Consider the following 24455-nt stretch of genomic DNA (forward strand, 5'->3'; position numbering starts at 1 on the left):
CGGCCCTGCCCCAGGAATAGCCGAGCGAGCGCGGCGAACAGGGACACCGACTAAGCCGATCTACGAGAACAATGGGTAGGAACCTTGTGACATTGATGCTCAGAAGCAGGATTTCTCCTCGTCAAAGGAGCAATCCGCCACTCAGGCCGGTAGGCTTGCCTCATGCCCGCTTTTAGTTGCCGGGCTCATCGGTTCTTGCTCTGGCAATGAATTTTGCCGCGACTGCCTTGCCCAGTTCGACACCGGCTTGGTTGTCCATCTCGTAATGAAGGCCCGCCCAGACGCGCGAGTCACCAGCCTCCTTGCCGAGCATGCGAATGAAGTCCGCGCGAGTAGGGAAGAGATAAGCTAGGATCTCGCTGCGCGCTGTTGAGAGCACCGAGTGGTTGGACGGATAGCTCGGGAAGTTCGGCACCGCAAACAGCAGCGGGATGTCCGGGTCAAGCTGATGCGGCCGCAGATACCAGTAGGCGAACTTGCCGTCATTGCTCGCGAGGAAAGCGTCGTAATATACGGTCGCGAGCAGCGCATAAGCACGAGCCGCGCGGGGCGGGTTCTGGTCAGTCTTGTCTTCGAACAGCCACTTGCTGGCATAATCGTACCAGCCGGTCATTAGGCCGGCGGGGCTTTGCCAGAATTAGGCCTTGGAGTTCGACACGAAGGTCCGGTCATATTTGCGGATCGCTTCCGTTTGGGCCTTCACAGCCTCCGAGCGGCAATCGGGCGGAGGAGATGGCCTGAACTCAGCGGGTGAGGTCAGCAGGATGGGTTTCCAGTTGGGCAGGGTCACGTTGCCGGGATTGGTTCCTGACCACACACATGGGCCCGTCGGAACCGCCCCGGTCCACTTCGCCTCGGATCCATCGGCCTTTGCAGCCTCGATCACGCGCTCTGCAACACGCCGGCCGAGCGCAAGTCCGGCAGCCGCGCCGCTGGGGAACTGCACGCCTGCCTGGACCCGCGACTGCGCCTGCTCCTCGGCCATGGCCTGGAGTGATGCCGCTTCATTGGGAAAGAAATACGCCAGCACCGTCGCGGCGGCTCCGGCTGCGGCGGCATGCTCGGAAGGATAGGAGGGGCTGTTGGGCGTCGGCAGCACGGGCGTCAAGCTTGTATCGACTTCCTTAGGGCGCGGCCGCTTGTAGAAGTACTTCGACTCCCACGTGGCGATGGTGGCGTCGTGCATGGCCATGGTCATGTAGGTGTAGATGCGGTGCGACGACGGTGGAAGCGGTTGGCCGGTGAAGACGCGTTTGTTGACCAGCTCGATCCATTGGTAGCCAGGAGCGCCGGCATCCCAGAAAGCAATCCGCGCGTAGGTTTGCGGATCATTCCTGCGGACGAGGTCACGCAGTTGCTCCAGCTCCGCTGTGGTGGCGGAGGCATCGGGGGGAGGTGGGGCTCGGAAGTCCAGGCCGGAGGAAATTACCCAGGTCTTCCATGTTCCGGCATTGGGTTCGATCCCACCAGGTTGACCGAGCGAGGGCGGGGCAACGGCACAGCTTCCTGCCAGCAGCAGGGCCATGCACGCACTGCGAAGGGGATGGAGCATGTCGGGCCTCCCACAGGTGATCCCCAGCCCAAAAGTGAACGTCCGCGAATATAAGCGCAGTCTGTCGTGTTCGGATGTGCGTCCGATCACCTATGACACGCGACCGGCTGTTACGGTGAAGCGCTTGGCACGCGGGCCCCAGCGGCATCTCGATGCACGAAGAGGAAGGTCTGGTGATGGCACGAGGCGGAACTAGCTCGAATGTCCGTTCTGGCAGAGAACACCGGACGTTGCTGAAGGGTAGGGGATCGGCAGAGGATGACCCGTTCCTGACCATCCGCGGAGGGAAGGAACCAAGTCATTCTGTACAAGCAACATTATTGCCTGCTCCCCCCTTTGTTGTCTCATCGAACATAGACCGCCTGGGTTCTGGGTGCGCTGCTGTTTACCATTCTGGAAGACAGGCTTTCCGAAGCAGAGGTTTTCCTTGATTCACCGTGCCTGTCGCTGGATGCTCAAGGCTACGACAGTGATGGCAGATTGGACGTCGTTCATTAGCGACGGCCCAAAGGCATGATGCCGCTCCGCCATACCGGTGCGAACCCGGTATATTTCGTAACCTCATTTCAGGATCAGGGCTTCCGATCAAGCCACCATGTGCCATGGCTGCCGCGGTCGCCTGGAACGTAAGGCTTTCCATGCTGACGGTCTATGATTGCATCGTCTCAGATCATGATCTCCGGCTTGTTGCCCTGGCGGCTCTGGTGTGCGGCCTCGCGTCCCTGACCGCCATCCATCTTCTGCATCATGTTAGACGGTCGGAGGGTACCCGCCACAGCATCTGGCTCGCCATTGCGGCTACCTCCACCGGCTTCGGCATCTGGGCTACGCACTTCATTGCCATGCTGGCTTTCTCTCCTGCCCTGCCGACGGGATACAATATCGCCCTGACGGTTATCTCCCTGCTGGCCGCTGTCGCGCTAACCGGCCTCGGCTTCTGCCTTGCTCTCATGCCCGGATTTACTGGGGCGATGTGGCTAGGGGGAGCCATTGTCGGAGGTGGTATCGCCGCCATGCACTATACAGGAATGGCAGCCTTCGAGGTGGCGGGCACCATCGCCTGGGATCCGATACTGGTTGCAGCATCGATCGTGCTCAGCGCATTGTTCGGTGCCCTCGCCCTGCCCATGGGCCTGAGAAGTAATCTCGCGCGCTGGAGGCTTGCTGGAGCATTGCTGCTGACGCTGGCGATCTGCAGCCATCATTTCACCGCCATGGGTGCCGTCGCTATCACGCCCGACAGCACGATCCAGCTTTCGCCTCTGGCTATTCCGTCTCACTGGCTGGCGACCGGGGTTGCGCTCGTCAGCCTCGTTATTCTCCTGCTCTCCTGTGCGGCATTGGGCCTCGACCTCAGGGAGCGGCGGCGCACGGCTCTTGAGATGGAGCGAATGCGCGATCTGACGGACGCAGCAGTCGAAGGGCTCGTCCTCTGCGAGGGCGAGACCATCGTTTCGGTTAACCAGAGTTTTGCTCGGCTGGCCAACCTACGACCCGATCAGATTTGCGGCAGGAACTTAGGGTCGTGTGTGCCTGACGCAGCAAAGCTCAGGGCGCTTCTCGATAGTTCAGGACAAGCGGTCGAGGCCGATCTGCGCGACCGCCACGGGACCCTGATCCCGGTCGAGTTGATTGCCCGTCAGATCACGTATAACGGCCACCCGCACAACGTCGTCGCCTTCCGGGACCTGCGGGACCGCAGGAATGCCGAGGCTCAGATCCGCTACCTGGCCCATCATGATCCGCTAACCGGATTGAATAACCGGGCCAGCTTCGACCAGCAGCTGGACCGCGAGCTCAAGTTGCACCAGCGAGCCGGTCAGCAGTTGGCACTTCTGTGCCTGGACCTCGACGGCTTCAAGGAGGTGAACGACTTCCACGGCCACGCCACAGGCGATCAGCTGCTCAAGGACATTGCCCGGCAGTTCTCCGCTATTCTGGAGGACGATCAGATGCTGGCCCGCCTCGGTGGGGACGAGTTCGCCATCATTGTTCCCCATGTGAGGGATCCCGCTCAGGCCGGGCACTTAGCCGAGAGGCTTCTGAAGGCGCTTAAGAACGGAGATCGGACCAGATCTTCAGCCGGTACCGTCTCCGTCAGCATCGGCATCGCCCTGTATCCGTCCGATGCAAAGGACCGCACTGAGCTTCTGTCCAATGCCGATACTGCCCTGTACCGCGCAAAGCAGGAGGGCAAGGGTGCGTACCGGTTCTTCGAAGCCGCGATGGGTGCCCAGATCCGCGAGCGCCGCAGCATCGAACATGACCTGCACAACGCCATTGATAACGGCGAACTGAGCTTGGTGTACCAGCCGCAGGCGCAGCTCGAGACCGGAGAGGTCCTCGGTTTTGAGGTTCTGCTGCGCTGGACCCATCCGGTGCGGGGCCTTGTGCCACCTTCGGTCTTCATCCCGATTGCCGAGGAAAGCGGGCTGATCCTGACGATTGGTGAATGGGTCATGCATCAGGCTTGCCAGGAAGCAAGCACATGGACGCGCCCGCTCAGCATTGCTGTTAACGTCTCGGCCTTACAGCTAGGCAGCGACGGCTTCCCGCACCTGATTCGGGGCATCTTGGAGGAAACCGGGCTGTCACCCGAGAGGCTGGAGATCGAGATCACCGAGACAGCCCTGATCCGAGACCCTCATCGCGCGCTACTGGCCTTGCAGAAGCTCAAGGTGCTTGGCGTCACCATTGCCATGGACGACTTTGGAACAGGTTACTCGTCGCTCTCAAACCTTCAGGCCTTTCCATTCGACAAGATCAAGATAGATCGCTCCTTCGTTCAGGCGGTCCACACAAAGCCGCAGGCTGCCGCCATTGTTCGGGCTGTGCTCGGCCTGGGGCGGGGCTTGGGGCTTCCCGTTATCGCCGAGGGTGTAGAGACACCCGAGGAACTGAGATTCCTCGGGCAGGAGGGATGCACCGAGGTTCAAGGCTACCTATTCGGCCGCCCCGTACCGATCAACGAGTTGACTTCGCTGATCTGTGACAATGTCGTCGTGCTCCCAAGAGCATTGATGAGAGCCGCCGACTAAGCGACCGCTCCATGGCCAGGACGACTAGCCGAATGGACAAACTCCCACAACCTGACCTCATTCGCGTTGGCCTTGTCCGGCTGCTCTACTCAGCCCTGCCTCAAGTCGCCTCCGTCACAACCGGCGTTGTCGTGGGTGCTTGGCTGGTGGTCTGGCGCTCTGGATCGGGCTGGGACTTGCTCCTGGCGTGGCTTGCGATTGGCATGGCAGCGGGTCGCCTCGGGCTCCTCGTGGCATTCCACCAGTCTGGTGATGACAAGACCCTTTCGCCCATTGTCGCAAAGCGATGGGAGTGTGCCTACGGAGCAGGTTCCCTCCTGATGGGTGGCGTCATTGCCGGGATGTCGCTCCGGGCTCTGTCAGGAGCCGATGCAGGCATGCAGTTACTCTGCCTCGGCCTTACGATGGCAACCTGCGGCGGCCAGTCCTCAACGCGGGTCGCATGTCGAGCATGGATCTCAATCAGCACCGGCAGCATCGTTTTGGCCGCCTTTGCAGGCGGCTGCCTTTTGCATCCTGACACAAGCTACCAGATCGTCGGCGGCTTGCTGCTGCTTTACTGGTACAGCCATTTCGAGGCCTGTCGTCATGGCGCGCAGACGATTATGGCCTTGCATAGAGCGCAACACAGTCTCGCCCATCAAGCGGCGCATGATGATCTGACCGGACTTCCAAACCGAGCTGCCTTTCGCGAGTACCTCACTGAAGCGTCTGCGCGCCTGAAGCGCTTCGGCCAGAAGTACGCGGTTCTGGCGCTGGATCTCGACGGGTTCAAGCAAGTAAACGATATGTATGGCCACACTATGGGTGACGAAGTCCTGCGCCGGATTGCTCACCGGATGCTTGGCACGCTCCGCCCAGGGGATCTGGTGGCCAGGCTTGGGGGTGATGAATTCGCCGTATTGCAGGTGCCGGTCTCTGGGCGAGATGCGGCTATAACCTTAGCCGAGCGGCTCATGGCTGAAATCAATGCACCTTATCAGATTGAAGGACAGACGATTGTCTTGAACGTATCAATCGGCATCGCTCTGGCTCCGGAGTGCGGCAGCGGTGAGGAACTTCTGCGCCGAGCAGATGAGGCGAGTTACGAGGCCAAGAGAGCTGGCAAAGGGCGCTACTGCATTGCCGTGTCGAGGGCGCCCGAGCATGTTCAATGAGAGTGCATAAAGGTCAGCTAATGGGATGGTCCGGCCGTGCTCCTGCCCCGCTTGCCCGTAAGCTGTGGGGCTTTGAGCCACGCAAGGAGCACGTCCCATGACACAGTCTTCTTTCTCTTCTGCGATCGCCACCCTGGGCATCGATCTGGGCAAGAACAGCTTCCACCTTGTCAGGATGAGCGCGGCGCCATCGTGCTGCGCCTTAAGCTCTCCCGGTCCCAGCTCACGCAGCGACTGGCCAATATCCCCCAGTGCCTGATCGGCATGGAAGCCTGCGCCGGGGCCCACCACATCGGCCGGCAACTGCAAGCGCTCGGCCATGACGTGCGCCTGATCCCAGCCCAGTACGTTAAGCCGTTTCTGAAGGGGCACAAGAACGACTATCGCGATGCTGAAGCCATTGCGGAGGCGGTGCAGCGGCCGACCATGTCGTTCGTGGCCATCAAGACGCCCGAGCGTGCGGTCGAGAACTGTATGGAAGCAGCCGGGACCCGTAATAGGGTCGTGCCGTTCCGCTTGAAGCAGTATTGAAGGTTATGATGCGGTGAACGCCCCCCCAGCGGCCTTTGTATGCCAAAGTGGAGGTATCAGGCTGTGAAAAGTCCAGGGATGTCCAGCTTGTCGACAGTGATGAACCGACCGTGGGTTGAGGGTCTGTGAATCGGCGCCGAAGATTGTCCTTTTTCAAGACAAGCGCAACACCTTGGCGTAGCGGCACAAAGTGGAGGTTCGGCAGGGTCACCGCGAATGGCCCTTCTTTCAGGCGCTGCTGTCGAACATGGATATGGTTCTGGCCAAGAGCAACATCGCCATCGCTTCCCGCTATGCCCAGCTGGTTGAGGGACGAGGATCTGCGCAAGGCGATCTTCCCACACATCAGGCGGGAGTGGGAGGACACGATCAGACGAGTGCTGTCGATCATGAACCAGCAGGCGCTGCTCGACCGCAATCCGCTGCTGGCACGCTCGATCCGCAACCGCTTTCCCTATCTTGATCCGCTCAACCACCTGCAGGTCGAACTCTTGAAACGTCACCGCTCGGGCGACACTGATGAGCAGGTCGTGCAAGGCCTTCACCTGTCCATCAACGGCATCGCAGCCGGCCTACGCAACAGCGGGTAGCAGGTTATGATCCCTCAATAAAAACCGACCGTGCTTGTCGACCGCACGAAACAGGTACTTCCAGCGTCCGCCGACCCGCACATAGGTTTCGTCCACTCTCCAGGAACCTGAGCGACGTCCCTGGTAGGACCGCACCCGCTTCTCAATCTCCGGGGCATAGCGCTGAACCCAACGAAAGATCGTGGTTGGATCAACGGCGACACCGCGCTCGGACATCATCTCGGCGAGGTCGCGATAGCTGATCCCATACTTGCAGTACCAGCGCACGCACAGCAGGATGATCTCAACCGGGAAGCGACAGCGCTTGAACAGAGACACGGGAGGGGATCCTTGATGAGCCGCTCCTCGCTATACGGCCGAGGTTAATGCAACGGTGCCAATCCTGCTGCGGATAACGGATCCGATCAAAAGCAGAGCGTTTCACATAAAGCTCCGTACCTTGAGCCCCGGACACTCACCAAGACTCAATACCAGTTCGATCATTTCTGTGCCGATGGCGGAGGGCTTAGAGCAGCAATAAATGTGCTTTTGGGCGGTAGCGCAACAAGCGCGTGCAACAAGTCTTCACGGCGGGTGGGCTTTTCAAGCCACGGCACCTCTTGCAGTTGGGTTGGCACCCCAAGATGCCGGGCGTATCCCGAGTAGACGATGAACGGAACGCCGCGACTATGAAGCTCGCTTGCAATCTGTGTTGCTGGACCATCCCTGAGCATAAAATCCAAGATGGCGAGTTCGGGTGTGTTGTCCTTCAGCCATGCTTGCGCTTGCGCAATTGAGGTCAAGGTATGCACCGCAAAGCCGACATCCTCAAAGTAAGCCTCTAAGGACATGGCAATGAGGGCTTGATCCTCAATGATCACGCAGAAGGGCTGAACAGATGTGTGTGCAGTCATGGTGGACATGGGTTCCACTGGTGCGTTGGCCAGTCTGACGGCTCGTAGGGCTGGAGGGGAGTTGTAGCGCGATGCCATGGCTGGAGCGCCACTCCGGCGCTCCAGCCAATCCTATTAGTTGGTTTAGGGGAGGATCACGCTGTCGATCACGTGGATTACGCCGTTCGTTGCGGTGATGTCGGTGGCAGTGACCTTGGCGTCGTTGATCATGACCCCGCCGCCCTTAGTGCTCACCATCAGCATCTTACCGTTGACCGTCTTGGCTTCTTGCACCTTGCCAACGTCAGCCGCCATCACGCGTCCGGGGACCACGTGATAGGTCAGGATGGCGGTCAGCTTGTCCTTGTTCTCCGGCTTCAGCAGGTTTTCAACTGTTCCGGCAGGCAACTTGGCGAATGCCGCGTCAGTCGGAGCGAAGACGGTGAAAGGCCCTGCACCTTTGAGGGTGCTCACGAGACCGGCTCCACCCAGCGCAGCCGCCAGAGTCTTGAACTGGCCCGCCGCGACGGCTGTATCAACGATGTCCTGTTCGGCTGCGTGGGCAGCGGTTGCCCCGCCAGCCACCACACCAAGCGTAGCTATTGCGGCGAAAGCCAGATTTGCAATCTCGAATTTCATAGCTCGTGCTCCTGTGCGTGGGTTTGGACGGTCCCTTACGGCAACCGATGAGACCACCACGCTGGCTCTCGTGAGTTGAGTGTGGGTCAAATCGGTTTTCTTACAACTCACTATTTCGTGTGGCGAACTTTCATTTTCACTGTGGTAGAAGATGGGACCATTCAGTTGATCCTGAAGAAAACGGAGTGCCGTCATGCTGTCGGATACCCTCACCGCTGGGCTGGAGCAGTATCGAATCGGCCCAAAAATCCGAGCGCTCCGCTTGAAGAAGAAGCTCGGCCTTGTGCAGCTTGGGGAGCACACCGGCCTCTCACCCGCCATGCTCTCAAAGATTGAGCGTGGTCAGCTTTTTCCTACGCTGCCGACGCTGCTGCGCATTGCCATGGTGTTCGGCGTCGGATTGGAGCACTTCTTTGCTGAGGCGTCGGAGCGGCCAACCATTGCAGTCGTCCGGAAGAAGGATCGGCTCCGCCTGCCAGATCGGGCTGGGGACGCTATCCCGTCTTACTTCTTTGAGAGTCTCGACTTTCCGGTCACCGACCGCAAACTTCAGGCATTCTATGCAGAGTTCCCCTCGCGATCAGACACGTCTGAGCCGCACCAGCACGCTGGAGCGGAACTGATCTATGTGCTCAAGGGACGGCTTGCTGTCGGCATTGCTGGAGATGATGTCGTTCTGGAGGAAGGCGATGCCATGTATTTCGATTCGGGTGCGCCGCACAGCTATCGGGGAGAGGGAACCTCCGAATGCTCAGCGATTGTGGTAACCGCGCCCAAGTAGGTTAATGGGCCGCTCAAATCCGCTGTATCACTGACTCGTCAGATGACGGAGCCTTCCCAAACAGGGCAAGCTAGATCAAAGGGTTCTGTTGCAGCTTTGAAGGTTCCTCTGCCCGGGCTATGACGGTGAGAGCGTTGAGAGGGGCTCCGTGTTGACAGCAGGCAAGAAGACCCCGTTTAAGGGCCGGCAGTTCACGGCCGAGATCATTCTGTGGGCGGGGCGCTGTCACCTGCAGTTCCCGATCAGCTATCGTGATCTCGAGTGCATGTTTGCTGACCGCGGCGTTAAGGTGGACCAAACGACCCTGTTTCGCTGGATCCAAGCCTATGCTCCTGAACTCGACAAACGGGTTCGTCCGCATCTCCGGATGACAAACGGCTCTTGGCGCGTGGACGAAACATACATTCGTGTAAAGGGCAAATGGGTGTACTTGTACCGGGCTGTTGATGCTGCTGGGCAGACCATCGACTTTCTGCTCTCACCCAAGCGGGATGCAACTGCCGCACGGCGGTTCTTCCGCAAGGCCATGAAGCAGTCGCACACGGTCAGTCGGCGCAGGATCACGGTCGACAAGAATGCCGCTTACCCCATTGCGACGAAAACCATGGAGCGGGGTAGGGAGCTCTGGCGCTTTGCCAAGCTCCGACAGGTGAAGGTCTTGAACAACATCGTCGAGCAGGATCACCGGCGCATCATGCGGCTGGTCAGACCGGGGCTGGGCTTCAAGAGCCTCGTGTCTGCCTCGTGGACGATTGCCGGCTATGAGGCAATGGCGATGTTCCGCAAGGGACAGGTTGTAGGTGCACCAGCGAATGACATGAGCGCTCAACCCGACTTCATTGCTGCCCTGTTCGGCGCAGCCGCATAACCTGCGCCCTTGTCTGGCCTTCGCTTGACCTATGTCAGGAGTTGCAACGGAACCCGCATCAGGTCCTGCGGCATCTGGGTCATCACCTGACCCGATCCGGCCATTAGGGCGGTCGCGGCGAGGCCTGCCGCCAAATGCATCTTCAGCATTGTTTGTCTCCTTGACATGTGCGTTCGGGGAACCAACCAAGCGTACGGACTGCTTTCAACATTGTTGCCTGGGTCACGCGGGCACAAATTGTAATGGCTTACTGAGCCCATTTTCTGAACGAAGCAGGAGTGAGGGCGTTTTGACCGCAGCCATGGTTTCCCGCCTTCCCCATGCTGAGAGCGCCCGATGTTCGACACCGCGATCCAATGGGCCAACACGCTGATCTGGGATTACCTGCTGATCTATGTCCTGCTCGGGGCCGGCACCTACTTCACGATCCGAACTCGGTTCATTCAGTTCCGCCTGTTCGGGCGGTTCTGGGCAGCCCTGGCCCATTCCCGCAGCGGGGCCGGGGAGGGGATCTCGGGTTTCCAGGCCTTCTGCATCGGCCTCGCGTCGCGGGTGGGGACCGGCAACATCGCGGGCGTGGCGATTGCCCTGACCCTCGGGGGCCCGGGAGCGATCTTCTGGATGTGGATGGTGGCCCTCGTGGGCATGGCGACTGCCTTCATTGAGGCCACGCTGGCCCAACTCTTCAAAGTGCCGCAGCCCGACGGCACGTTCCGCGGCGGGCCCGCCTATTATATTGAGCGCGGGCTGGGGTCCCGGCTCTGGGGCAGCGTCTTCGCCATCCTGCTGATCTTTACCTTCGGGCTGACCTTCAACGCCGTGCAGGCGAACACCATTGCCGACACCCTCAGCTCCACCCATGGCATTCCGCCGCTGGTGACCGCCATAGGTCTGGTGGTCCTTGCGGCTCCGGTGCTGTTCGGCGGCATGCGGGCCATCGCCCGTGTGGCGGAATGGCTGCTGCCGATCATGGCCCTGGCCTACATTGCGCTGGCAATCATCATCGTCGCGCTCCGTGTCAACGAGGTGCCAGGGGTGATCACCTTGATCGTCAGGTCCGCCTTTGGTTTTGATCAGGCCGCAGCCGGCGCATTCGGGGGCGTTGCGGCCGCCCTTCTGAATGGGGTCAGGCGTGGCCTGTTCTCCAACGAGGCGGGCATGGGCAGCGCCCCCAATGCCGCGGCGACGGCCACCATTGCGCATCCGGCGACCCAAGGCTTCATCCAGTCCCTGGGCGTTTTCGTCGACACCGTTATCATCTGCTCGGCGACAGCCTTCATTATCCTCGTGTCGGATGTCTACGATCCGGCCCAGCCGACGGCTGTGGCAGGTGCGACGCTGACCCAGGCCTCCGTATCCGAGTGGTTCGGCCGCTTCGGCACCCTGTTCATGACGCTAGCCATCTTCCTGTTCGCCTTTTCCTCCATCCTGGGCAACTACGCCTATGCGGATGGCAATCTCACCTATCTCGGCGCCTCAATGCCGATGACGCAGATCTTCAAGGTGGTCGTGTTGCTTGCGGTCGTCGGAGGCTGCCTGGGCGAGCTGCCGACGGTGTGGAGTTTAGCCGATGTCGCCATGGGCTTGATGGCGCTGGTCAACCTGACCGCCATCGTTCTCCTCGGGCGGTGGGCCTTTGGGACTCTGGCGGACTACGAGCAGGCCCTGCCGAAGGGCACCCCGTTGTTCAATTCGAAAGCGAACCCACACCTGCCCGCCCGGATTGGGACCGGGGTCTGGCGTCAAGACTGAGCGGGACAAAATGTAGGCTCATTGGCGCCGGGATCGCGCCTGTTGGGGCCACGCCACATAGTCCGGTGTTGGGGGACTCTTAGCCGGCACCTACCGGTCGGGGTGTTGACCAGGATCACTACCAATGCCGATTCAGGTCGAGCTGCGCTCATAGAACGTGCGGGCTCCGCGGACCTTACGGCTTTCAGCGTACCGCAACCTTCCCTGGCTGATGGGGTTGATCCTATCATTTTGTCGAAAATGGTGAGCCCAATGTCACGCACCCGCAGGGACGAAGCGCGACTGCTGAGCAGTCATGAGCACGAACTTGTTCAGCAGACACACCATCCAGCTGTTCAGGGCCTCAGCGATAGTGATCTGTCTGACCTGATCAAGCGCCTGCGCGAGCAGCGGGACCGTGCCCGCGACGTTTCCCGCCAGCAGCGGCGGGAGGTCAGAGGCAAGGCGGCACCGTCCGGCACGCGACCAGCCACGGACAACAGCGGCACAAAGGAGAAGGGCGCCATGCTGGCCGCAGCCCTCAAACGCACCAGCAAGGAAAGAGAGCGTCGTCGCGTCTCGGGCGCACGGCAGGAGTTGATGTCGAATGCGCGCCAGGCCCTGGCCATGAAACAGGCTGCCGGTGATCCGGCCACCGACAGGCCGTCTTCGAGAACAGCTGACGAGGGTATGCAGCCGGTGCCGAACGACGGCATCGCACCCTCTGGCGCCCTTGATGCCGAAGGACACCGGCCTGTCCTGGAGCGCAGCCGCAAAGTCCGCTGAGCGCATGGGGGAAGCTCCGAGCGACAGCCACTCGATAGGTTCAGTATCCTGACCGCCATGGCCCTGTCGATCCTTGACGCTGTCGGGCGGTTGGAAGGCGCAGGGCAAAGGGCACGGGGTCATCTTCGATGCTATCTGAGCCCGCTCGTCTTTGTTAGGAACCGTGCCGGAGCGGAGGAATTCAGCCCGATCTGATCCTGTGCTCGCCACACCATCCGAGGGGCGAGCCAATGGAACTTGGCGGGGGACGTCCCGTTGAGCATCGTAGCACTTGGCGCATCGACTCTGCCCTTGCTTTCCTGATGTTGCTCACCTGGACGAACAGGAACCCATCATAGCTTAGGTTGGATCATGGGCAGGGAACTCAGCTCTATGCCGGCCCACCGCTCCGCCGTTCAGTGGGCGGCGCAATTGGCAGCAGGCGTTGTCGATGCAGCCGACGCCATCAACGAGACACTGGCTGCCGTCGACGCCTGTGACGACCCAGCCATTTTCAGGCTGACAACACCAGAGCGGGCGCGCACAGCAGCACAAGCCGCCGCAGTTCGGCACCGGGACGGACGCCCCCTTGGATGGCTCGACGGCGTGCCCGTCGCGTGGAAGGATCTCTTCGACCTCTCGGGCCTGCCGACGACTGCGGGATCCCGCCTGCTTGCCGACGCCCCACCGACCGCTGACGACGCCGCCATCGTCATGCGGCTCGAAGCAGCGGGCATGGTCAGCATCGGACGCGTCAACATGACGGAGTTCGCCTTCTCCGGGATCGGTCTCAACCCGCACTACGGCACTCCGGTCAATCCATACGGGCAGCGAAGAGTGCCGGGCGGGTCCTCGTCCGGATCGGGCGTCGCCGTCGCGCGAGGGCTGGTGCCGATCTCTATCGGGACCGACACGAGCGGGTCGGTTCGCATCCCGGCCGCGTTCAACGGCATCGTCGGCTATAAGACCTCCGGCGAGCGCTGGCCGATGCGCGGCGCCTATCCCTTGTCTCACACGCTGGACACGCTCGGGGTTCTTTGCCTAAGCGTGCTTGATGCGGCTCTCGTCGATGCCGCAGCCCGAGGGCTGGCTGCCCCCGATCTCCGGCGAGGCAGCGTGAAGGATTTGCGCCTGATCGTGCCGACCAATGTGGTCTTCGACGAATGCGAGCCGGCTGTCATCGCGAACTTTGAGACCGCGCTAACCCGCCTAGAGAACGCCGGGGCACACATCGAGCGGCGAGCCTTACCCGCTCTCGATGAAGTCCTTACGCTAAACTCGCAGCATGGTCCCATCGTGAATGCAGAGGCCTACGCGCTGCACAGGGAACGCGTCGAGGGGGAAGCTGCGACCCGGATGGACCGGCGTGTCGCCTCACGGATCAGGCCAGCGGCTGCGACGCCGCTCGCTGCGTATATCGCCATTATGGAAGCACGCCGCAGGCTCGTGGCGGAAACGGCGGCGATGCTGGAGGAGGGCTGGCTCGTGGCTTATCCGACAGTCGCTCACGTAGCGCCGCCTATCGATGCGCTCGAAGCCGACGACGATCTCTTCGTGCGCACCAACATGAAGACGCTGCGCAACACGCTTCTGAGCAATTTTCTCGACTGGTGTGGGATATCCATACCCAACGGAGCCGATGCGGAGGGGATGCCGACGGGCTTCCTCCTGTCGGGCGGCCCTGGACGGGATGATCATCTGCTCACAGCGGCGCTGTCGGCGGAGGGCTTCATCCGTAGCGGGGCAGGATAGCTTAAACCATTTTGGTCTGAATATCACACCGGAGGAGAAGCACCCATGGCGAAGGAAATTCTCTGCAGCTTCGGCATCGACGTTGATGCCGTCGCAGGCTGGCTCGGAAGCTACGGCGGCGAGGACTCACCGGACGATATCTCCCGTGGCCTGTTTGCGGGTGAGGTCGGCAGCCTGCGCCTGTTGCAGCTCTTCGGCCGATTCGGCATCAAGACAACCTGGTTCATCCCGGGCCATTCGATTGAGACCTTCCCGGAGCAGATGAAGGCAGTCGCCGATGCAGGCCACGAGATCGGCATCCATGGCTATAGCCACGAGAACCCAATTGCGATGACCCGAGAGCAGGAAACCGAGGTTCTGGACAGGTGCATCGAGCTCGTGACTCAGCTCTCCGGCCGACGTCCCACAGGCTATGTCGCCCCCTGGTGGGAGTTCTCAACCGTGACCAACGAGCTGCTGCTCGAACGCGGCATCAAGTACGATCACTCGCTGATGCATCATGATTTCCAGCCGTACTACGTGCGCGTCGGCGACCGCTGGACGAAGATCGACTACTCGAAGAAGGCTTCCGAATGGATGAAGCCCCTTGTTCGTGGCGAGGAGACGGACCTCATCGAGATCCCGGCGAGCTGGTATCTGGACGACCTGCCGCCGATGATGTTCATCAAGGCCTCGCCGAACAGCCACGGCTTCGTCAATCCGCGCGATATCGAGCAACTCTGGCGCGACCAGTTCGACTGGGTCTACCGCGAGTATGACTATGCAGTATTCCCGATCACGATTCACCCGGATGTGTCCGGGCGACCGCAGGTGCTGATGATGCTGGAGCGCCTTTACCACCACATGATTGGCCATCCAGGCGTCCGCTTCGTCACCATGGACGAGATCGCCGATGACTTTGCCCAGCGCTTTCCGCGGCAGAAATGAGCCCGGTAGCTTCCCGTGACTTGCCAAGCTGCCGCATGAGGAGAGAGTGAACCATGTGTGCGCTGTGCGGCGTACTGGGCAATGCCGATCACTGGACGGACGCCATCGCCCGTCCAGGAGTGTTCAGCCGTCAATCGGATGCCGCGGAGCGGCGGCGCGAGCGCATGCGACGCGTGCAGTGCGCTAATCGGGTACTGAAGTTCTACGGTCTGAAGCTGAGTGACTGGCAGGGTTCCGCCTTTCTGCTGTCCACCGCTACTGGCAAGACGGAGATAGTTGATCATCTCGCCCACCTGTGGATCAAGGCCGAGAAGCTGACCGGTCGCCTCTGCGACCCTCTCGATCCGGCGCTGATCGCCCAGCTTGAGGCGGCGCATGACTGACAGTTCGGCATTGATTCCGGTCAATCTGATCACCGGCTTTCTGGGTTCCGGCAAGACGACCCTGCTACAGCGCCTGCTGCGGGAACCCGCCCTTTCCGACACGGCTGTCCTGATCAACGAGTTTGGTGAAGTGGGTCTCGACCATCATCTGCTGGAGCGCATCGACGAGACCATGGTGCTTCTGCAGTCCGGCTGCCTATGCTGTACGATCCGGGGGGAGCTCTCGTCCGCAATCAAGGACCTGCATTCCAAGCGCGAACAGGGACGCATACCGTTCTTCCGGCGGCTGGTGGTCGAGAGCACGGGGCTTGCCGATCCATTCCCGATCCTCTCAACTGTCCATGCCGATCCGGTGCTGAAGCATCACTTCAGGCTGGGCAATGTGATTGCGACCGTCGATGCCGTGAATGGTGAAACCCAGCTCGCCCTTCAGAAGGAGAATGCCAAGCAGGTGGCTGTGGCGGACCGGCTGTTCATCACGAAAACGGATTTGACCGAGGAAGCTGCGGTCGAGATGCTCATTTCGCGGATCCGTCAGCTCAACCCGTCTGCCCCGCTCTGGCGCACCCCGCGTGAACCGCTTGATGCAGAGGGGTTGCTCTCCCATGACGTGTTTGAACTCGCAGGCAAGAGCGAGACGGCGCAGCGCTGGTTCGCTGCTGAGATCAAAGGCAGATGGCAGTTGGGCAGGCAGAACCGTCCTGCGCAGGACCTCGACGGCGCCGGCGGTGATGGAGGGCAGGGGAATGACTTCAGCTGCCATAGCGGCAGCATTCATGCCTTTTCGCTGGTCTTCGATGCTCCACTTGATTGGACAGTGTTCGGGATCTGGCTGACCATGCTGCTCAACCGGCATGGAGCCAGGATTCTGCGCGTGAAAGGGATTCTCAATGTCGCGGACTCACCGGCTCCAGTGGCCATACACGGCGTCCAGCATCTTGTTCATCCGCCGGTTCACATGGTCCAGTGGCCTGATGAGGATCGCCGCTCGCGGATCGTTTTCATCGTTGATGGTCTCGAGCACACCATCATCGAGCAGTCGATGTCCACTTTCTTGCGCGCACAGAAACAATCATGGACGGAAAAGTACGACGCACTAGGCGTTTGATCCCGCGGTTTGATAGTGGGTGCCGGTGGACGGCGGCTACACGCTGGAGACGTTCGACATGATGGAGGTGCTGCGGGCGATCAATGCCCCGCTGATGATCCCGATGCACTTCTTCGGCTCCTCCACGCTCAACCGCTTTCTTGCCTCTGCCCGGAAGCACTTTCCGGTGGAGTTCAGCGACACGGCTGTCGTCACCCTCTCACGCGCCACATTGCCGAAGAGCCCGAAGATCCTGGTCCTGCCGGGCCACTGAATGGCCGCCGAGCACCCTATGGCGAGACTTCCTGACTTATAATCAGAGGGTCCTGGGTTCGAGGCCCAGCGCGCTCACCACCTCAAACCATTATACCGGCAAGGGTTTTATCAATTTTTCGCGTCTGCAGCCCTGCACTAATTCTCTCCCGGGTAACGCCAGACAAAACTCGCGCAATCCGCGCGAACACCGAGTCAGTTTGCGCTGGTAGCCAAAGGTCCGCAATTTCGCGATGAGCGGACCTTTATTCATCCACGCTAAAAGGCGGTTCCTGACCCAGAGCTGACTCTAGCTGTTCCAACACGGTTCGCGTTTGCCACCGTTCCGTAGTTCCCGTTGCGCGAAATCACAGACCTATATGCCTCTTCGCGCTGGGCACTTTAGTTCCTGTTCGGTGCATCCGTCTCCACGAAAAATGCTCCCTCGCCGCTGAGGGAGCAGGAGGGAGCCAAGTCTCAGGAGGAAGCGCCCAAAATCGGGCAAACCGAACATACGTGCCTGCTCTAACCGTCCCACCACTTAGGTTAATCGCGGCCGGAGATATCACCCGGTTCGGCGCGCCCGGGCGAGCGGTCGACGTGAAAACTCCCCCGTCGAGGGGCAATCGACGGGGGAGTTCTCTCAGGAGCTGACTTGCTTGTCGTTGGAGGCGGATCGATCCCAATGGCCAAGAAGGAGCAATCCACGGTCCTGAGAGTGCGCTCATCGCAGGGCCACGGCCTTCACCTAAGTAAAGCGAGGCCGAAGATTTAGGCCGGGGCGCCGCACAAGATCTCGCCAGTGTATTCATCGTCGCCAATGGCCCAGCGGCGACTTCCACTTAGGTTATACGGCTGTCTCTACTTAGGTTAAGCGTGGCAACAGTCTTTCGGCCTGATCGCTCATTCGAAGTCCAACCTTAATCTATGTGGTGGTGAAGCTTCCCAAGCGTCCAGAGATTGGGTTGGGCATCACAAGAGTCGCACCATGCCGCGTTACTTCTTTCACACAAGCATCCAAGACCGCTTGATCTTGGATGCGACAGGTCTGGATCTGCCGGAAATCACAAGTTCAGAAGATGCGGAGCTGACCTTAGCGCTTTGGTCTGAGGTTCTCTCCAAGCAGTTCCTGAAGGGCCGGGCTCCCGTGATCACGGATGCAGCAGGCAAGGTGCTGTTCGTCACGGCCAGATGACCGTCTTTTCCCTTTTCTTGACAGGAGAGCCGCAATGCTGAGGCTACCGATCTGTGGGTTTGCACGACGGGTTGAGGACACGGTGGCTCGGGCCATGGCTATTCTCAACACCCGGGAGGACTATACAGCCAGGAGGCCGGCTCCCCGGCTCGTGATGCCAGCTCCAACGTTCAAGAAGCCCGCTTACAGACGCGAGCAGTGACACCAAGGCGCTCGACCCTCAAGCCTGCTCCATGAGGGCCTTCCGCGGAATTCTATTCGCATGCCGTTGAGGCTTTGGCGTGTGAGATACTGGGATCCTGGAATGTCTTCAAATGGCACGGGACTGACCTAAGAGGAATGTCCGCTCAACCTGCGAACACCGGACGTTCCTGAGGGCCAGAGAATTTCCTGGGATGAACCACAACGGACATTGTGTGGGCTCCTGTTCCTCTCAATCCCCGTAAGAGACGCCGCTTGTCAGCGGGTACAGATTGCGGACAGTAAGTTCAACCAGGGGCGGTCATGAGCTGCAACCAAGAGCGGACTAGTAGGAGCGAGCCGACCTGTTCCGAAACTCCACTTTTAATCTTTAGGCCAACCAAATAAAGTGACACTCCTTTCATGTGATGAGCCCTCGGCGGCAACTGTTGCCCAACTACTCGGGAAGGCCGGCACCTCGAAGTTCGTCACAGAAGTATTCAAGCACGGGCCACCGTTTGAGTATCCGGTATCCCGGGTAGATGTTCATATACTCATGAGCCATCGCCCGCGCCTCGGTTACCCTGTCAAGACGCATGAGGCTGGCGATCGAGATCAGGAACGAGGGCGTGTGATTTGGATAGATCTGGAGCCCTTTCCGAGCACTGCTCAGCGCTTCGTTGTATTGCCCCTGCATCAAGAAGGCTCCTGCCTTGGCAGCAAACGCCATGACGCTAAGTGGGTCGAACGGCGATAGTCTCAATGCCCTGTCTGCAAGCGCATGGGCTCTGTCATACCGACCAGCCCAGGTGCTGATCACCGCTCCATGATCATGGGCATGGACGGAGTTGGGACTCAATGCAAGTGCTCTGTCTATCATTTCAAGGGCGGCTTCGAGATCTCGCGTTGCAAGTGCCAGCGCGATAGCAGCATGTGCCAAAGTCGTAGCATCCTCACTCTGGAGCGCCTGTACGGCACGCGCGTGCCGAAGCGCACTCTCGCGGTGATCGCTGGATAGTCCACCTTCCCAGAGCGTCTTAGCAAGATAGCACCAAGCTGCGACACCGTGCGCTTCAGCGTAGTTCGGGTCTATCAGCAATGCCCGTCCAACAAACGCGAGCGCCGCTTCTCGGCCCTGTGGTGTCGTCTCGTACATGTGAGCCACAGCCCTCAGGTAAAAATCGTAGGCATCAAGATCGTCGGGGCGTTTCCGCTTGACGCGTGCAATCTCCGCTCTGCGCAGCGTCGGTTCAAGCGCGAACACTACTCCCTCAGTAATCTGGTCCTGTAGTTCGAACACGTCCGCGAGAGAGCCGTCGAAGCGGTTCGCCCAGAGGTGCCCGCCTGTCTCGGCCTCAACCAATTGGCTGCTGATCCGAACCCGATCTCCCGCCCGCCGGATACTGCCCTCCAGCACATAGCGTACTCCCAGCTCTCGTGCGATCTGGCGAATATCCGAGGTTCGGCCTTTGAAGGCGAAGCTGGAGTTTCGGGCAATGACTGTCAGCCAGTGAATCTGAGCAAGGCCGGTGATGATTTCATCGACCATACCGTCCGCAAAATACTCCTCCCCTTGATCACCTCCGGGATTTGCGAAGGGTAGGACCGCAATCGTGGGCCTCGCGCGTGAGGCTGGAAGACTTGCTCCTTGAAGAGCAGATAGTTGCTCGTTTGGGTCAGCAGACAGAAGCATTGCCACGAATGCTCTGACAGGCTCATCGATGTTCTTAACCTGCTGCTCCCCTAAGTCTTTGAACGTGAGGGAGGTGATCTTTCTGACGTGCCGGTGAACCTCGTCCGACACGCATACGCCTCCAGGGTCTGCCAATGCCTGAAGACGCGCTGCGATATTAACCCCGTCACCCAGGAGGTCGCTACCTTGGACCATCACGTCACCAACGTGGATCCCTATGCGAAAGTGAAGCGGACGCCTGTTGTCCGCACCTTCGTTCAAATCCCTTAGGGTCTTTTGAACCTCCCCAGCGCACATGACAGCGTCAACAGCGCTGGGGAACTCAGCGAGAACACTGTCACCTGCCGTATTGGCAATGCGCCCACCATGCTCCCCGATAAGCCGATCCATGACCTCACGGTGGGCTGTGAGAGCTCGCATGGTTCCCACCTCGTCCTGGCCCATAAGGCGGGAGTATCCTGCGACATCGGCCGCAAAGATCGCCGCGAGCCGTCTCTCCACCCGCTTCGACGCGATCTCCATGGGTTCAAAGGCCTCCTCTGGACGATGGTGCGCATCGGTGCCAGACGACAAGGTACTCCAAAGCAAGGACGTAGCACAGCGCCCGGATCGAAGCTTCATATCGTTATAGGAGCTGGAGCCAGACAGGGCGAGGCACGCCGCTCACATGTGGCGATGTCAGCTCGTGGCATGCGGCCGAACTTAGCCCAAATTCCGTACTAAGGCTGTTAACAGTCCTCCACACAGTCACGCTTAAAAGCTCTGTTTGTCGTGACCCCAGCATTGCCGGTGCCAAAGCGTTTAGCCCATCTGGAATCCTGGCGTCGATCGCGATAATGCGATCTCCTCTTCAGTCATCTCCTCTGAAATCCCCTCGAAGAGCGGCGTCGAGAGGTAGCGCTCGCCAGTGTCGGGCAGCATGGCCAGGATCACTGATCCCTCGGGCGCTCTCTCGGCCACTTGTATGGCGACCGCGAACGTGGAGCCTCCCGAGACGCCGGTGAAGATGCCCTCCTTTTGGGCCAGCATCCTGGCCCATTTCATGCCCTCGGCGCCATTGATCGGGATCAGCTCGTCATAGAGCTCGTGGTCGATCGCCTCCTGAAGCACGAGCGGAATAAAGTCCGGGGTCCAGCCCTGGATCGGGTGCGGCTCGAAGGCAGGATGGCTCTCGGCCGGGGCGCCTTTCTCATTGCGGCCCTGCGCGCGACCGCTTCCGACGAGTTGCGCGTTCGCCGGTTCGGTCAAGATGATCTTGGTCTCGGGCCGCTCGCGACGCAGCACCCGGCCCACGCCGGTGACGGTTCCGCCCGTGCCGTACCCAGTGACAAAGTAGTCCAGCCGCCGGTCCCTGAAGTCGCTGAGGATCTCGCGCGCCGTCGTTGCTTCATGGATGTTGGCGTTTGCTTCCGTCTCGAACTGCCGGGCGAGGAACCAGCCGTTCGCCTCCGCAAGCTCCACCGCCTTCTGATACATCCCGAAGCCCTTGGCGGCGCGTGGCGTTAGCACAACCTTGGCGCCGAGCATCCGCATCAGCTTGCGCCGCTCGACCGAGAAGCTGTCGGCCATGGTCACGACCAGCGGATAACCCTTCTGGGCACAGACCATTGCCAGCCCGATCCCCGTGTTGCCGCTGGTCGCCTCGACAACCGTCTGGCCGGGCTTCAGCGCACCCGAGCGCTCCGCCGCCTCGATGATGCCGATGGCGAGCCGGTCCTTGACCGAGGCCGCAGGGTTAAAGGCTTCTGCCTTGATGTAGATCGTGGCATGCTTGGGCGCGAGATTGTTGACCCGGATGCAGGGGGTATCGCCGATTGTGTCGACAATGCTTTCGAACAGCCTGCCGCGGCCGTCGGTGGTCCGGATCGAAGGCTTCGGGTTGTCCATGGCTGGTCCTCCTCGTGCCCCCTTTCAGGGTAGTGAACTGGGCGGAAGCCGTCCAGGAGTTTCGGAGCGCCGCAGAGTGCGGCGATTGTCAGTGCCGCATCCGCGAACTACTCTGGCGTCTTGAGGTGAGGCAAGCGAGGCGGGCAAGGTGTCACACGCGGCAACACCGGGAAGTGGTAGGGTGCAGCGACGCCTCGCGGCGGTGCTGGCCGCCGATGTTGTGGGCTTCTCGCGCCTGATGGGCATCAACGAGACACGGACACTCCGCGACCTGATCGAAATCAGGCGAACGATCTTTGCGCCCATCGTCACTGACAATCGCGGTCGCGTCGTCAAGCTGATGGGCGACGGAGCGCTCGTCGAGTTCGCAAGCGTCGTTGATGCCGTGAACGCCGCCGTCGAGATCCAGAGGGCGCTGACAGCCCGCAACGGGGGATCGCCGCCGGAGCGCCGGATCGAGCTCAGGGTCGGCGTGAACCTGGGCGATGTCATCATCGAAGGCAGCGACATCTATGGCGACGGCGTCAACCTCGCCGCCCGCCTGCAAGAGGTGGCCGGCCCGGGGGAGGTCGTCCTCAGCGCAACGGCCCATGAGCATGCCGCCACCCGTGTGGATGTGCAGTTCACGGACGCTGGTGAACAGAGCCTCAAGAACATCGCCGCTCCGGTGCGGGTTTTCCGCTGGTCGGCTGCAGGAGGTGGGGCTCGGACGACGGGTGCAGCCGGGGAGGAGGCACGTGAGGTGCCGGAGCGGCCCTCGATCGCCGTGCTGCCTTTCGACAACATGTCTGGCGACCCTGAGCAGGAGTATCTTGCGGACGGCGTTGTCGAGTCGATCACGGCGGCGCTTTCCCGAATCCGCAGCTTTTTCGTCATCGCCCGCAACTCGGCATTTACTTACAAGGGTAGGCACAAGAACGTGCGCGAAATCGGGCGCGAGCTGGGCGTCGGCTATATCCTCGAGGGGTCGGTGCAGCGGGCCGGTGGCCGCGTGCGCATCACCGTCCAGCTGATCGAGACGGCGGGCGGCGCTCACATCTGGGCCGAGAAATACGATGGCGCGCTCGACGACATCTTCGAGCTGCAGGATCGCATCACCGAGCAGGTTGCCGGTGCGCTGCAACCATCGATCCGGCTGGCCGAAGTGGAGCGGGTCCGGCGCAAGCGACCGCAGGATCTGGGCGCCTACGGCTACACCATGCAGGCGATGCCGCGTGTCTGGGCACTGGAGAAGCAGGAAGCCGAGAGGGCGCTCGCGCTGCTGGACAAGGCCCTCGAGATCGATCCCGACTACCCACTGGCGCTTGCCCTGGCCGCGTGGTGCTGGGCACAGCGCTCGGTCTATTCCTGGGTCACGGATGTGAGCGACGCCAAGGCGCGGGCGCTGTCGCTCGGCGAACGGGCCGCGACACTGTCAAACGACGAGCCGTTGATCCTGGCGGTTCTCGGTGCCGTCCACACATTCGCGCGCAACTTTGGCACTGCACGCGTGCTGCTGGAGCGCGCCGTCGCACTGGACCCGAATGCTGCCTGGGCCTTGAGCCGTCTCGGCTGGCTGGAGGTCTACTCCGGTCGGCCGGAGGCGGCGCACGTGTATTTCGAGCGCGCCCTGCGTTTGAGCCCGCTTGATCCGATGAACTTCAACAATCATGTCGGCATTGCGTCTGCCTTCCAAGTCGCAGGGCAGTCCGCGAAAGCGGCCGACGAGTTCCTGCGCGCGCTCCATGAGCGGCCGAACGCGCTCTGGATTCACCGCAATCTGGCCCCGGCTCTGCTGGCCGCCGGGCGGGAGGAGGAAGCGAAGGCATCGCTTAATGCGCTGGCGGCGACCTACCCCGACTTCACGATTGCCCGTTTCAAGGAGGCGATGGTTTTCGACCCGGACACGCTGGAGCGGATCGCCGACGACCTGCGCAAGCTTGGCGTGCCGGAGGCCTGAGCCAGCGGCCTGAGCCGGCGGAACCGTCTGACTGGAACGCCGATTGGCTGTCAGTCGGAGTGCCTGCATCGGGATCTGCCGCAGAGCGAGTTCATCGCCCTGCTGGGGCTCGGTCACATGGTGCATCACCTTGATCCCGAAGCCGTCGCCAGTGCAGTGGAACGAGTCGCATAGAAGGCTGGTGCCGCCCTCTGAGCTCGGCATACCCAGGCTCCATGATCTCGGGCTAACCCAGCATGCGTCCCGTTTTCGATCTCAGCCCTACGGCACGACGTCATTCATCATCGCTGGAAAGCTGACACTCGCCCTTGATGTGGCTTGTGATGGCCGACATAACGCTGTCGAGCGACGGGAAGCTAGCCGTTGCCATGTTGAACAGTCCGGAGTTGCGATCTGCATTGATGACAAATAGCGATGGAGAAGTTTTGGTGATTGTTCCTAGAGGCCGCCCGAGCCTGTCGCTCAACGCCCGAATGCCTGGTTTGAACTTCACAGGCGTCACGACCGCATCCACAGCAGCTTCTCCGTCAATACAGCACAATACGACTTGTCTTGAGCTCAGAGAGTGGCTGTCAAGTGCTGTTCCAGAAGGTTCCGCTCTGATGTTCTCAGAGCACACCACATCCTTAGCTCATG

The 24455-nt window shown here is 60.7% G+C and carries 20 protein-coding genes and 3 pseudogenes; 15 read left to right on the top strand and 8 right to left on the bottom strand.

The genetic code is table 11. The annotated features are described in order from the left end of the window. Positions 1 to 172: 172 nt before the first annotated feature. Together MA07_RS30840 and MA07_RS30845 are read right to left on the bottom strand one after the other, a co-directional pair. Entirely contained in the window at positions 173 to 613 is a 441-nt protein-coding gene (locus MA07_RS30840) for a phosphatase PAP2 family protein (RefSeq protein WP_244445227.1), read from the bottom strand. A gap of 24 nt (positions 614 to 637) precedes the next feature. Then, positions 638 to 1552, bottom strand: a complete 915-nt coding sequence (locus MA07_RS30845; protein ID WP_244445228.1) for a vanadium-dependent haloperoxidase — start codon at positions 1550 to 1552, stop codon at positions 638 to 640. A 602-nt stretch (positions 1553 to 2154) separates the two neighbouring features. Between MA07_RS30845 and MA07_RS10835 the strand changes: the two genes are divergently transcribed. The 4 genes and pseudogenes from MA07_RS10835 to MA07_RS10850 all read left to right on the top strand — a co-directional run. Next, the gene (locus MA07_RS10835; RefSeq protein ID WP_244445229.1) at positions 2155 to 4590 is read left to right on the top strand and encodes an EAL domain-containing protein; all 2436 of its coding nucleotides are present in this window, start codon (positions 2155 to 2157) and stop codon (positions 4588 to 4590) included. Positions 4591 to 4622: 32 nt separating this feature from the next. Continuing rightward, positions 4623 to 5747 carry a GGDEF domain-containing protein gene (locus tag MA07_RS10840; protein WP_160195428.1) on the top strand — a complete coding sequence of 375 codons (1125 nt, stop codon included), beginning with the start codon at positions 4623 to 4625 and terminating at the stop codon, positions 5745 to 5747. A gap of 97 nt (positions 5748 to 5844) precedes the next feature. Continuing rightward, positions 5845 to 6203, top strand: a pseudogene (locus MA07_RS10845) (transposase); the annotation flags it as partial. Between the two features lie 271 nt (positions 6204 to 6474). Next, a pseudogene (locus MA07_RS10850) lies at positions 6475 to 6868 on the top strand (phosphoenolpyruvate carboxylase); the annotation flags it as partial. Positions 6869 to 6895: 27 nt separating this feature from the next. Here MA07_RS10850 and MA07_RS10855 read toward each other — a convergent pair. The 3 genes and pseudogenes from MA07_RS10855 to MA07_RS10865 all read right to left on the bottom strand — a co-directional run. Beyond that, positions 6896 to 7186 (bottom strand): annotated as a pseudogene (locus tag MA07_RS10855) (IS6 family transposase); the annotation flags it as partial. Between the two features lie 161 nt (positions 7187 to 7347). Beyond that, positions 7348 to 7770: a response regulator gene (locus tag MA07_RS10860; RefSeq protein ID WP_052003063.1), complete on the bottom strand. Its 423-nt coding sequence runs from the start codon at positions 7768 to 7770 to the stop codon at positions 7348 to 7350. 114 nt (positions 7771 to 7884) lie between these two features. Beyond that, positions 7885 to 8379 carry a fasciclin domain-containing protein gene (locus MA07_RS10865; RefSeq protein WP_036350364.1) on the bottom strand — a complete coding sequence of 165 codons (495 nt, stop codon included), beginning with the start codon at positions 8377 to 8379 and terminating at the stop codon, positions 7885 to 7887. A gap of 193 nt (positions 8380 to 8572) precedes the next feature. On the opposite strand from MA07_RS10865, the gene MA07_RS10870 reads away from it, so the two are divergent. The 10 genes from MA07_RS10870 to MA07_RS10915 all read left to right on the top strand — a co-directional run bounded on the left by MA07_RS10870 (position 8573) and on the right by MA07_RS10915 (position 18120). Beyond that, positions 8573 to 9160 carry a cupin domain-containing protein gene (locus MA07_RS10870; RefSeq protein ID WP_036350366.1) on the top strand — a complete coding sequence of 196 codons (588 nt, stop codon included), beginning with the start codon at positions 8573 to 8575 and terminating at the stop codon, positions 9158 to 9160. A gap of 151 nt (positions 9161 to 9311) precedes the next feature. Further along, positions 9312 to 10028 carry an IS6 family transposase gene (locus MA07_RS10875; protein ID WP_036350368.1) on the top strand — a complete coding sequence of 239 codons (717 nt, stop codon included), beginning with the start codon at positions 9312 to 9314 and terminating at the stop codon, positions 10026 to 10028. 336 nt (positions 10029 to 10364) lie between these two features. Then, a complete protein-coding gene (locus MA07_RS10880; protein WP_036350370.1) occupies positions 10365 to 11780 on the top strand; it encodes an alanine/glycine:cation symporter family protein in 1416 nt (471 codons plus the stop codon). A gap of 252 nt (positions 11781 to 12032) precedes the next feature. After that, positions 12033 to 12545, top strand: coding sequence for a hypothetical protein (locus MA07_RS10885; RefSeq protein WP_036350372.1), 513 nt, complete (start codon positions 12033 to 12035; stop codon positions 12543 to 12545). A 372-nt stretch (positions 12546 to 12917) separates the two neighbouring features. After that, positions 12918 to 14276 carry an amidase gene (locus tag MA07_RS10890; protein WP_036350374.1) on the top strand — a complete coding sequence of 453 codons (1359 nt, stop codon included), beginning with the start codon at positions 12918 to 12920 and terminating at the stop codon, positions 14274 to 14276. Between the two features lie 45 nt (positions 14277 to 14321). Beyond that, positions 14322 to 15203 carry a polysaccharide deacetylase gene (locus MA07_RS10895; protein WP_036350376.1) on the top strand — a complete coding sequence of 294 codons (882 nt, stop codon included), beginning with the start codon at positions 14322 to 14324 and terminating at the stop codon, positions 15201 to 15203. 53 nt (positions 15204 to 15256) lie between these two features. Next, on the top strand, positions 15257 to 15586 hold the full coding sequence (locus MA07_RS10900) for a hypothetical protein (protein WP_036350378.1): 330 nt from the start codon (positions 15257 to 15259) through the stop codon (positions 15584 to 15586). Continuing rightward, positions 15567 to 16694, top strand: a complete 1128-nt coding sequence (locus tag MA07_RS10905) for a GTP-binding protein (protein WP_244445230.1) — start codon at positions 15567 to 15569, stop codon at positions 16692 to 16694. The genes MA07_RS10900 and MA07_RS10905 overlap by 20 nt, the downstream gene beginning before the upstream one ends. 19 nt (positions 16695 to 16713) lie before the next feature. Beyond that, complete coding sequence (locus MA07_RS10910) at positions 16714 to 16947, top strand: hypothetical protein (RefSeq protein WP_036350382.1); 234 nt, start codon at positions 16714 to 16716, stop codon at positions 16945 to 16947. A 966-nt stretch (positions 16948 to 17913) separates the two neighbouring features. Then, a complete protein-coding gene (locus tag MA07_RS10915) occupies positions 17914 to 18120 on the top strand; it encodes a hypothetical protein (RefSeq protein ID WP_036350384.1) in 207 nt (68 codons plus the stop codon). A 637-nt stretch (positions 18121 to 18757) separates the two neighbouring features. Here MA07_RS10915 and MA07_RS10920 read toward each other — a convergent pair. After that, positions 18758 to 20515, bottom strand: coding sequence for an adenylate/guanylate cyclase domain-containing protein (locus MA07_RS10920; RefSeq protein ID WP_036350386.1), 1758 nt, complete (start codon positions 20513 to 20515; stop codon positions 18758 to 18760). Between the two features lie 279 nt (positions 20516 to 20794). Beyond that, on the bottom strand, positions 20795 to 21880 hold the full coding sequence (locus MA07_RS10925; protein ID WP_036350388.1) for a pyridoxal-phosphate dependent enzyme: 1086 nt from the start codon (positions 21878 to 21880) through the stop codon (positions 20795 to 20797). Positions 21881 to 22061: 181 nt separating this feature from the next. Between MA07_RS10925 and MA07_RS10930 the strand changes: the two genes are divergently transcribed. Continuing rightward, on the top strand, positions 22062 to 23819 hold the full coding sequence (locus MA07_RS10930; protein WP_244445231.1) for an adenylate/guanylate cyclase domain-containing protein: 1758 nt from the start codon (positions 22062 to 22064) through the stop codon (positions 23817 to 23819). 274 nt (positions 23820 to 24093) lie between these two features. Here MA07_RS10930 and MA07_RS28940 read toward each other — a convergent pair whose 3' ends face one another. Further along, the gene (locus MA07_RS28940) at positions 24094 to 24333 is read right to left on the bottom strand and encodes a hypothetical protein (RefSeq protein WP_081928918.1); all 240 of its coding nucleotides are present in this window, start codon (positions 24331 to 24333) and stop codon (positions 24094 to 24096) included. Positions 24334 to 24455 lie beyond the last annotated feature (122 nt).

The organism is Microvirga sp. BSC39, from assembly GCF_000739015.1.
Lineage (GTDB): Bacteria > Pseudomonadota > Alphaproteobacteria > Rhizobiales > Beijerinckiaceae > Microvirga.

Bases quoted from the DNA above. Each gene is read 5' to 3' on its own strand.
- MA07_RS30840 (WP_244445227.1), bottom strand. From the start codon at position 613: ATGACCGGCTGGTACGATTATGCCAGCAAGTGGCTGTTCGAAGACAAG.
- MA07_RS30845 (WP_244445228.1), bottom strand. From the start codon at position 1,552: ATGCTCCATCCCCTTCGCAGTGCGTGCATGGCCCTGCTGCTGGCAGGA.
- MA07_RS10835 (WP_244445229.1), top strand. From the start codon at position 2,155: ATGGCTGCCGCGGTCGCCTGGAACGTAAGGCTTTCCATGCTGACGGTC.
- MA07_RS10840 (WP_160195428.1), top strand. From the start codon at position 4,623: ATGGACAAACTCCCACAACCTGACCTCATTCGCGTTGGCCTTGTCCGG.
- MA07_RS10860 (WP_052003063.1), bottom strand. From the start codon at position 7,770: ATGTCCACCATGACTGCACACACATCTGTTCAGCCCTTCTGCGTGATC.
- MA07_RS10865 (WP_036350364.1), bottom strand. From the start codon at position 8,379: ATGAAATTCGAGATTGCAAATCTGGCTTTCGCCGCAATAGCTACGCTT.
- MA07_RS10870 (WP_036350366.1), top strand. From the start codon at position 8,573: ATGCTGTCGGATACCCTCACCGCTGGGCTGGAGCAGTATCGAATCGGC.
- MA07_RS10880 (WP_036350370.1), top strand. From the start codon at position 10,365: ATGTTCGACACCGCGATCCAATGGGCCAACACGCTGATCTGGGATTAC.
- MA07_RS10885 (WP_036350372.1), top strand. From the start codon at position 12,033: ATGTCACGCACCCGCAGGGACGAAGCGCGACTGCTGAGCAGTCATGAG.
- MA07_RS10890 (WP_036350374.1), top strand. From the start codon at position 12,918: ATGCCGGCCCACCGCTCCGCCGTTCAGTGGGCGGCGCAATTGGCAGCA.
- MA07_RS10895 (WP_036350376.1), top strand. From the start codon at position 14,322: ATGGCGAAGGAAATTCTCTGCAGCTTCGGCATCGACGTTGATGCCGTC.
- MA07_RS10900 (WP_036350378.1), top strand. From the start codon at position 15,257: ATGTGTGCGCTGTGCGGCGTACTGGGCAATGCCGATCACTGGACGGAC.
- MA07_RS10915 (WP_036350384.1), top strand. From the start codon at position 17,914: ATGCCGCGTTACTTCTTTCACACAAGCATCCAAGACCGCTTGATCTTG.
- MA07_RS10920 (WP_036350386.1), bottom strand. From the start codon at position 20,515: ATGGAGATCGCGTCGAAGCGGGTGGAGAGACGGCTCGCGGCGATCTTT.
- MA07_RS10925 (WP_036350388.1), bottom strand. From the start codon at position 21,880: ATGGACAACCCGAAGCCTTCGATCCGGACCACCGACGGCCGCGGCAGG.